Annotated in this window: 7 protein-coding genes; 5 read left to right on the top strand and 2 right to left on the bottom strand. The window is 59.7% G+C overall.

Features of this window, described 5'->3' with window-relative positions:
• Nucleotides 1-108: 108 nt before the first annotated feature.
• A complete protein-coding gene (locus AB5Y68_RS01950; RefSeq protein WP_368206886.1) occupies nt 109-1,149 on the top strand; it encodes an IS481-like element ISAs19 family transposase in 1,041 nt (346 codons plus the stop codon).
• Nucleotides 1,150-1,253: 104 nt separating this feature from the next.
• On the opposite strand, the gene AB5Y68_RS01945 is transcribed toward AB5Y68_RS01950, so the two are convergent.
• Complete coding sequence (locus AB5Y68_RS01945; RefSeq protein WP_152610185.1) at nt 1,254-1,787, bottom strand: hypothetical protein; 534 nt, start codon at nt 1,785-1,787, stop codon at nt 1,254-1,256.
• A 167-nt stretch (nt 1,788-1,954) separates the two neighbouring features.
• Nucleotides 1,955-3,946 (bottom strand): transketolase, encoded by a 1,992-nt coding sequence (gene tkt, locus AB5Y68_RS01940; protein WP_039040146.1) that lies wholly within the window; start codon nt 3,944-3,946, stop codon nt 1,955-1,957.
• A 340-nt stretch (nt 3,947-4,286) separates the two neighbouring features.
• Between tkt and metK the strand changes: the two genes are divergently transcribed.
• The 4 genes from metK to rsmE all read left to right on the top strand — a co-directional run bounded on the left by metK (nt 4,287) and on the right by rsmE (nt 7,672).
• A complete protein-coding gene (metK, locus tag AB5Y68_RS01935; protein WP_010673869.1) occupies nt 4,287-5,438 on the top strand; it encodes a methionine adenosyltransferase in 1,152 nt (383 codons plus the stop codon).
• Nucleotides 5,439-5,505: 67 nt separating this feature from the next.
• Nucleotides 5,506-6,045, top strand: a complete 540-nt coding sequence (locus tag AB5Y68_RS01930; protein WP_039040145.1) for a SprT family zinc-dependent metalloprotease — start codon at nt 5,506-5,508, stop codon at nt 6,043-6,045.
• A 73-nt stretch (nt 6,046-6,118) separates the two neighbouring features.
• Nucleotides 6,119-6,811, top strand: coding sequence for an endonuclease (locus AB5Y68_RS01925; RefSeq protein ID WP_039040144.1), 693 nt, complete (start codon nt 6,119-6,121; stop codon nt 6,809-6,811).
• A gap of 129 nt (nt 6,812-6,940) precedes the next feature.
• A complete protein-coding gene (rsmE, locus tag AB5Y68_RS01920) occupies nt 6,941-7,672 on the top strand; it encodes a 16S rRNA (uracil(1498)-N(3))-methyltransferase (RefSeq protein ID WP_039040143.1) in 732 nt (243 codons plus the stop codon).
• The last annotated feature ends 39 nt before the right edge of the window (nt 7,673-7,711 follow it).

Here is a 7,711-nt window from a genome sequence, read left to right as displayed (position 1 = left end):
TGTATGGAGATGGTATTCACCTGACAGTTGCCCACAAAAGGGAGTGGTCATACGGCTTCAAACCGGATAACAAAACGGTACCCCTACCGTGTTATCCGGAGTCACCGTATGACCACCAACGAGAAAGTAGCACGTCGCAAACTCAGCCTGCTAGAGCTCGCCAAAGAGCTCAATAATGTCAGCAAAGCCTGCAAGCTCATCGGCTACAGCCGTCAGCAGTTCTACGAAATTCGCCGTAACTACCAGACCTATGGCGCCGAGGGCTTGCTCGACAAACTCCCCGGCTGTAAAGGCGCTCATCCCAACCGGGTCGCTCCCGAGATTGAGCAAGCCATCCTCGATTACTCTCTCACCAGACCAACCCATGGCCCGCTGCGGGTCGCGCAAGAACTGGCTCTGCAAGGCATCAACGTCAGTGCAGGCGGTGTGCGTGGCGTGTGGCAACGTCACGACTTGCTCTCCAAGCATGACCGCTTGTTGCGCCTCGAGAAAACCCACCGGGAGCAGACCATTGAGCTCAATGACGAGCAGATCCGCCTGTTAGAACGCTTCAGCCCCGAGTTTCGCGAACGCCAGATTGAGGTCCACTACACCGGAGAACTGGTGGCGGTTGACACCTTCTTCGTCGGCGCGCTCAAGGGGGTTGGCAAGGTGTATCTGCAAACCGTGCTGGACTGCTACAGTCGCCATGCCTGGGGACGGCTCTACACCAGCAAGCTGCCGGTGACCTCGGTTCATGTGCTCAATGAAACGGTACTGCCGTTCTTCGAAGCCCATGAGGCTCTGGTCTATACCATCCTGTCAGATAACGGGCGCGAGTTCTGTGGGCGCCCAGACCATCATCCCTACGAGCTGTTCCTGCAACTGGAGGGGATTGAGCACCGGACCACCAAGGTACGCAGGCCGCAGAGCAATGGCTTTATCGAGCGGTTGCACCGCACACTGCTGGATGAGCACTTCCGTATCAAGGGGAGGACGACCTGGTATGAGTCGGTAGAACAGATGCAGACAGACCTGGATAGCTACCTGGAACACTACAACACCGAGCGGCCACATCAGGGCAGGATGATGGAGGGTCAGACCCCCTACAGCATGTTCAAGAAGGGTCTGAAATTGATACCGAAGGAAGTGCGCACTAAAGTAGCGTAAACAAGACACCGGTTTGAGGCCGGTGTCAGGTGATAACTAGATCTGTACATACAACCCAATTGCCTATTATGAATAGCTTCACTTACCTATGATTATTTCCATCCTTATCTATTTTTTATCACAGAATTATTAGCTAACTCTGGAGCAAGTGATTCATAAAAATCAACTGGTCCTTTAGTTATTACCTTTGAAATAACTGCTATTCTTTCAGGCTTGATATTAGGCCCATATGCGATGATCTCACGAGTAACCTCTATATACTCTTCGAGATATCCCTCTGCTTTAGAAAGCCCTAACACTTTAAGTGTCATCCTTGCACGACGAAGTGCTTGGTTATTATTTACAATTGCTTTCCTTGCCGCATCCATATCAATTCCACCGTCTAGATTTCTGACATGGTTACTTACCGCGGTAGCATAGGTTCCGATCAAATGCTCAAACTCAGTTATATCTCTTGCTGCTTCAATAATTAGCTCTTGACGCCGCCTCATCGCATCTTTTCGGTCTTCATTAGAATGATTGAGCTTAGTGATGAAGTAGGTAGATAGAGCACCAATTACTCCACCAAGAACAGTTCCCATGATAGGGAATCCGACTTTAACTATATCAGTGTAAAGTTGAATTTCTTCCTGCGTCATTTTGCCCTCATGCCTATAAATTATATGATTAGCAAGAATACTATTATTTAACGCTACAGAAGTGAATCTTATTTCCCATAGTCGTTAATTTTTATACACCAATAACATCCAATAAAAAGCGCCTCCCAAGGGAGGCGCTTTTCAGTTCTATACAAAGCAATTAGCTATTACAGGGACTCTGCGGTCGCCACCACGTTTTCCACGGTAAAGCCGAATTCCTTGAACAGCAGCTCGGCCGGGGCGGACTCACCGAAGGTGCGCATGCCGATGATCTTGCCGCCAAAGCCCACGTACTTGTACCAGTAGTCGGCGATGCCCGCTTCGATGGCCACGCGCTTGGTGACGGCGGCCGGCAGGACGGACTCCTTGTACTCGGCGGACTGGGCATCGAACACGTCGGTAGACGGGATGGAGACCACGCGCACGGCACGGCCCTTGGCAGTCAGCTGCTCATAGGCAGCCACGGCCAGCTCCACTTCGGAACCGGTGGCGATCAGGATCAGCTCCGGGGTACCGGCGCAATCCTTCAGCACGTAACCACCCTTGGCGGCATCGGCCAGTTGCTGGGCGGTGCGGTCCATCTGGGCCAGGTTCTGACGGGAGAAGATCAGGGAGGTCGGGCCGTCGGTACGCTCGATGGCGTGTTTCCAGGCGATGGCGGACTCTACCTGGTCACACGGGCGCCAGGTGCTCATGTTCGGGGTCAGACGCAGGGAGGCGATCTGCTCCACCGGCTGGTGAGTCGGACCATCTTCACCCAGACCGATGGAGTCGTGGGTGTAGACGAAGATGGCGCGCTGCTTCATCAGGGCGGCCATGCGCAGGGCGTTGCGGGCGTACTCCATGAACATCAGGAAGGTGGCGCCGTAGGGGATGAAACCACCGTGCAGGGCGATGCCGTTCATGATGGCGGACATGCCGAACTCGCGCACGCCGTAGTGGATGTAGTTGCCTGCGGCGCTCTCGGGAGTCAAGGACTTGGAGCCGGACCACATGGTCAGGTTGGACGGCGCGAGATCCGCGGAGCCGCCCATGAATTCCGGCAGCAGCTTGCCGAAGGCTTCCAGGGAGTTCTGGGACGCTTTACGGGTCGCGATCTTGGCCGGGTTGGCCTGCAGGGTTTCGATGATCTTGGCGGATTCAGCAGCCCAGTTGGCCGGCAGCTCGCCAGTGGTGCGGCGCTTGAACTCGGCAGCCAGGGCCGGGTGAGCGGCTTCATAGGCGGCGAACTTGGCAGCCCAGTCCGATTCGAGCTTGGCGCCCTTTTCCTGACCGTTCCACTCGGCGGCGATGTCGGACGGGATGACGAACGGCGCGTGGTCCCACTTCAGGAAGGCACGGGCGGCGGCGATCTCGTCGTTGCCCAGCGGTGCGCCGTGGCAGTCGTGGGAGCCGGACTTGTTCGGGGAACCGTAGCCGATGATGGTGCGGCAGCAGATCAGGGTCGGCTTGCCGGTCTCGGCCTTGGCGGCTTCGATGGCGGCGTTGATGGCTTCCGGGTTGTGACCGTCAACGGCCGGAATGACGTGCCAGCCGTAGGCTTCGAAGCGCTTGGGAGTGTCGTCGGTGAACCAGCCTTCTACGTGACCATCGATGGAGATGCCGTTGTCATCCCAGAACGCGATCAGCTTGCCCAGACCCAGGGTGCCGGCCAGGGAGCAGGCTTCGTGGGAGATACCTTCCATCAGGCAGCCGTCGCCCATGAAGGCGTAGGTGTAGTGGTCGACGATGTCGTGACCCGGCTGGTTGAACTGCTCGGCCATGGCCTTCTCGGCGATCGCCATGCCCACGGCGTTGGTGATGCCCTGACCCAGCGGACCGGTGGTGGTTTCAACGCCCGGCGCATAACCGTACTCCGGGTGACCCGGGGTGCGAGAGTGCAGTTGGCGGAAGTTTTTCAGATCGTCGATGGAGAGGTCATAACCGGAGAGGTGCAGCAGGGAGTACAGCAGCATGGAGCCGTGGCCGTTGGAGAGGATGAAACGGTCGCGGTCGGCCCACTTGGGGTTGTTCGGGTTGTGTTTGAGGTGGCTGCGCCACAGCACTTCAGCGATATCCGCCATTCCCATGGGGGCGCCCGGGTGACCGGAGTTGGCTTTTTGAACGGCATCCATACTCAATGCACGAATGGCATTGGCAAGCTCTTTACGAGAAGGCATCTGTATCTCCTGCGATTGCTTCATTTGATGGCCAAGATTAAGGCGCGTTATTGTCCCAGCAGGGGGCGCGGCGTGCAAATATTATCTGGGCGAATAAAGTGGCTTTGGGAGCACAATCGCTTTTCTGGGCGGGGAAAACGATTCAATCCGCCCCCTGCCTTACCTCCATGGAGGTGGATCCCTTCCCCGTCCCGCCCCGGGCGGCTCCACCCCCAAATAGTGCTGGCAATCACCGGATGACCTATTTAAAATAGACGTCCAGATGTAGATACCTCTACAGTCATCCTGTCATTATCCGGTTATGGCCAAGGCGATAACCCTTACGAATCGAGAACCAAACATGGCAAAGCTGTTTACTTCCGAGTCGGTCTCCGAAGGCCATCCCGATAAAATCGCCGACCAGATCTCCGATGCGGTGCTGGACGCCATCCTGCAGCAGGACACCAAGGCGCGCGTCGCCTGCGAAACCCTGGTCAAGACCGGCATGGTGATGGTAGCCGGCGAAGTGACCACCTCTGCCTGGGTCGACATCGAACAGATCGTGCGCGACACCGTGCGCGAGATTGGTTACACCCACTCCGACATGGGCTTCGACGCCGACTCCTGCGCCGTGCTGAACGCCATCGGCAAACAGTCTCCGGACATCAACCAGGGCGTCGACCGTACCGACCCGCTGGAGCAAGGTGCCGGTGACCAGGGCCTGATGTTCGGCTACGCCACCAACGAAACCGACGTTCTGATGCCCGCGCCCATCACCTACTCCCACCTGCTGGTGAAGCGTCAGGCCGAAGTGCGCAAGAACGGCACCCTGCCGTGGCTGCGTCCGGACGCCAAGAGCCAGCTGACCTTCGCCTACGACGACGCAGGCAAGATCCTGGGTGTCGATGCCGTGGTGCTCTCCACCCAGCATTGCGACTCCATCAGCCACAGCGATCTGGTGGAAGCGGTGCGCGAAGAGATCATCAAGCCGGTGCTGCCCGCCGAGTGGATCAACAAGGACACCAAGTACTTCATCAACCCGACCGGTCGTTTCGTCATCGGCGGCCCCATGGGTGACTGTGGTCTGACCGGTCGCAAGATCATCGTCGACACCTACGGCGGCATGGCCCGTCACGGTGGTGGCGCCTTCTCCGGCAAGGATCCGTCCAAGGTGGACCGCTCCGCCGCCTACGCCGCCCGCTACGTGGCCAAGAACATCGTGGCCGCAGGTCTCGCGGATCGCTGTGAAGTGCAGGTCTCCTACGCCATCGGCGTGGCCGAGCCCACCTCCATCAGCGTCGAAACCTTCGGCACCGGCAAGGTGGCCGAAGCCCTGCTGGTCAAGCTGGTGCGCGAGTTCTTCGAGCTGCGCCCCTATGGTCTCATCGAGATGCTGGATCTGAAGCGCCCGATCTACCAGGCAACCGCCGCTTACGGCCACTTCGGCCGCGACGAGTTCCCCTGGGAGAAGACCGACAAGGCCGAGCTGCTGCGCGCTGCCGCCGGCCTGTAAGGCTCGAGGTTGTGATAAAAGGGGAGCCTGGCTCCCCTTTTGCTTTTGTGTCCGTCCCGAGGATCCCATGCCTGCCACTGCCACCCGGCTTGACCCCGCCCTCATCGAGATGCTGCTCGCGCGCGTCGAGGCCTGCTTTGTACAGGCTGAAACGCGCCTTGGCCGCACCTTTCCCCGCCCGCAAGTCCATTGCAACATGCGGGGCCGGGCGGCAGGGTCTGCGCGGCTGCAAACCTGGGAGCTGCGTTTCAATCCGGCGCTCTATCAGGCCAATCAGCAGGCGTTTCTCAGGGAAGTGGTGCCCCACGAGGTGGCGCACCTGCTGGTCTATGCGCTCTGGGGAGAGGGGCGCGGCAAGAGCCGGGTACTGCCCCACGGCCGCCAGTGGCAGTCGGTGATGCGGGAGCTGTTCGGTCTCGAACCCAGCACCACCCACAGCTTTGATCTGGGGGTGCTGGCCCAGCGCACCTTCGTGTATGCCTGCGCCTGCCAGCAGCATCCCCTCTCGGTGCGCCGCCACAACAAGGTGATGCGTGGCGAGGCCCGCTATCACTGCCGCCGCTGTCGCCAGCCCCTGGTGTGGCAGCGCGACACGACGGCGGATTGAGTCACCCCGTGTCGCGCTCCTGTGATAGGGTGCGCGCTTACTTCATTCAACTGTCTCATTGCCAAGGATATTCATGTTTCGCCCTCTGCTCTCCCTCTGCCTGGCCCTGCTGGTCAGCGCCCCGGCCCATGCCGACAACATCCAGACCTTTCGCGCCGCCAAGCAGGATCTGAACAAGCTCTACCAGAGCCACCCCGTCACCTTCTACTGCGGCTGCAACATCAAGTTCAGCGGCAAGAAGATGGCCCCCGACTGGGAGAGCTGCGGCTACCTGCCGCGCAAGCAGGCCGAGCGGGCCTCCCGCATCGAATGGGAGCACGTGGTGCCCGCCTGGGAGTTCGGCCACCAGCTCCAGTGCTGGCAGGACGGAGGTCGCAAGAATTGCGGCAAGAGCGACGAGTTCAACAGGATGGAGGGAGACATGCACAACCTCTTCCCCGCCATCGGCGAGGTGAACGGCGATCGGGCCAACTTCCGCTTCAGCGACTGGAACGGCAAACCGAACCAGTACGGCAAGTGCCAGATGCTGGTGGACTTCAAGGAGCGCCAGGTGCAGCCGCCCAAGGGGCCGGTGCGTGGCCAGATCGCCCGCGCCTACCTCTACATGAGCCAGCAGTACGGACTGCGTCTGGCGGCACAGCAGCGCAAGCTTTACGAAGCCTGGGACAGGCAGTATCCGGCTGATCGCTGGGAGTGCGAGCGCAACCGCCGTATCGGCAAGCTGCAGGGCAATACCAATCCCTTCATTGAAAAGCAGTGCCAATAACCCCATTTGACCAGGGAGGGGGAGCGTCCCCCTCATCCTGAATCCCTTCACTCTCTGTCTCGCGAGCCTTGCTCGCCGCCGTGCAGTAGGGTATTGAAGGGTTTCCAAGCAAGAGACTGACTATCAGCCATGCGCATTCCACGTATCTATGAACCGGCCAGCCTGCAGGTTGGCCAGACCCTCGCCCTGTCGGAAGACGGTGCCAACCACATCGGCCGCGTGCTGCGCATGCAGCCGGGCCAGCAGCTCGAGCTGTTCAACGGCGACGGCCACCAGTACCCCGCCACCATCGCCAACGTCGGCAAGAAGTCGGTGGAAGTGACCATCGACAGTTGCGAGACCCGCTCGGTGGAGTCCCCCCTTGCCATCCACCTGGGTCAGGTGATCAGCCGCGGCGACAAGATGGACTTCACCATCCAGAAATCCGTGGAGCTCGGCGTCACCTGCATCACGCCCCTCTTCTCCGAGCGCTGCGGCGTCAAGCTGCCCGCCGATCGGCTGGAGAAAAAGCGCGAGCAGTGGCAGAAGGTGGTGATCAGTGCCTGCGAGCAGTGCGGCCGCAATACCGTGCCCGAGGTGCGCATGCCGATGGAGCTGGACGCCTGGCTGGCGGAAGAGACTCAGGAGCTCAAGCTCAACCTGCACCCGCGCGCCCCTTACAGCATCAACACCCTGCCCATCCCCGAGCACGGCGTGCGCCTGCTGATCGGCCCGGAAGGGGGCTTGTCCGGCGACGAGATCGCCCGTACCGTGCAGGAAGATTTCAAGGAGATGCTGCTGGGGCCGCGGGTGCTGCGCACCGAAACCGCCGCCCTGACGGCGATTACTGCGCTTCAGTGCCGCTTTGGCGATCTGGCCTGACAGCCGACCCCACCCCGGCCCTCCCCTTCGCAGGGGAGG

It is taken from the genome of Aeromonas sp. R6-1 (assembly GCF_040908165.1).
In the GTDB taxonomy this organism is placed as follows: Bacteria; Pseudomonadota; Gammaproteobacteria; order Enterobacterales; family Aeromonadaceae; genus Aeromonas; species Aeromonas caviae.
The sequence above is the reverse complement of the archived record's forward strand: the minus strand, read 5'-3'. Positions and strand labels throughout refer to the sequence as shown.

What these genes read in the sequence shown, in the direction of transcription:
- tkt (WP_039040146.1), bottom strand. Translation starts at nt 3,946, where the DNA reads ATGCCTTCTCGTAAAGAGCTTGCCAATGCCATTCGTGCATTGAGTATG.
- AB5Y68_RS01945 (WP_152610185.1), bottom strand. Translation starts at nt 1,787, where the DNA reads ATGACGCAGGAAGAAATTCAACTTTACACTGATATAGTTAAAGTCGGA.
- rsmE (WP_039040143.1), top strand. Translation starts at nt 6,941, where the DNA reads ATGCGCATTCCACGTATCTATGAACCGGCCAGCCTGCAGGTTGGCCAG.
- AB5Y68_RS01930 (WP_039040145.1), top strand. Translation starts at nt 5,506, where the DNA reads ATGCCTGCCACTGCCACCCGGCTTGACCCCGCCCTCATCGAGATGCTG.
- AB5Y68_RS01925 (WP_039040144.1), top strand. Translation starts at nt 6,119, where the DNA reads ATGTTTCGCCCTCTGCTCTCCCTCTGCCTGGCCCTGCTGGTCAGCGCC.
- metK (WP_010673869.1), top strand. Translation starts at nt 4,287, where the DNA reads ATGGCAAAGCTGTTTACTTCCGAGTCGGTCTCCGAAGGCCATCCCGAT.
- AB5Y68_RS01950 (WP_368206886.1), top strand. Translation starts at nt 109, where the DNA reads ATGACCACCAACGAGAAAGTAGCACGTCGCAAACTCAGCCTGCTAGAG.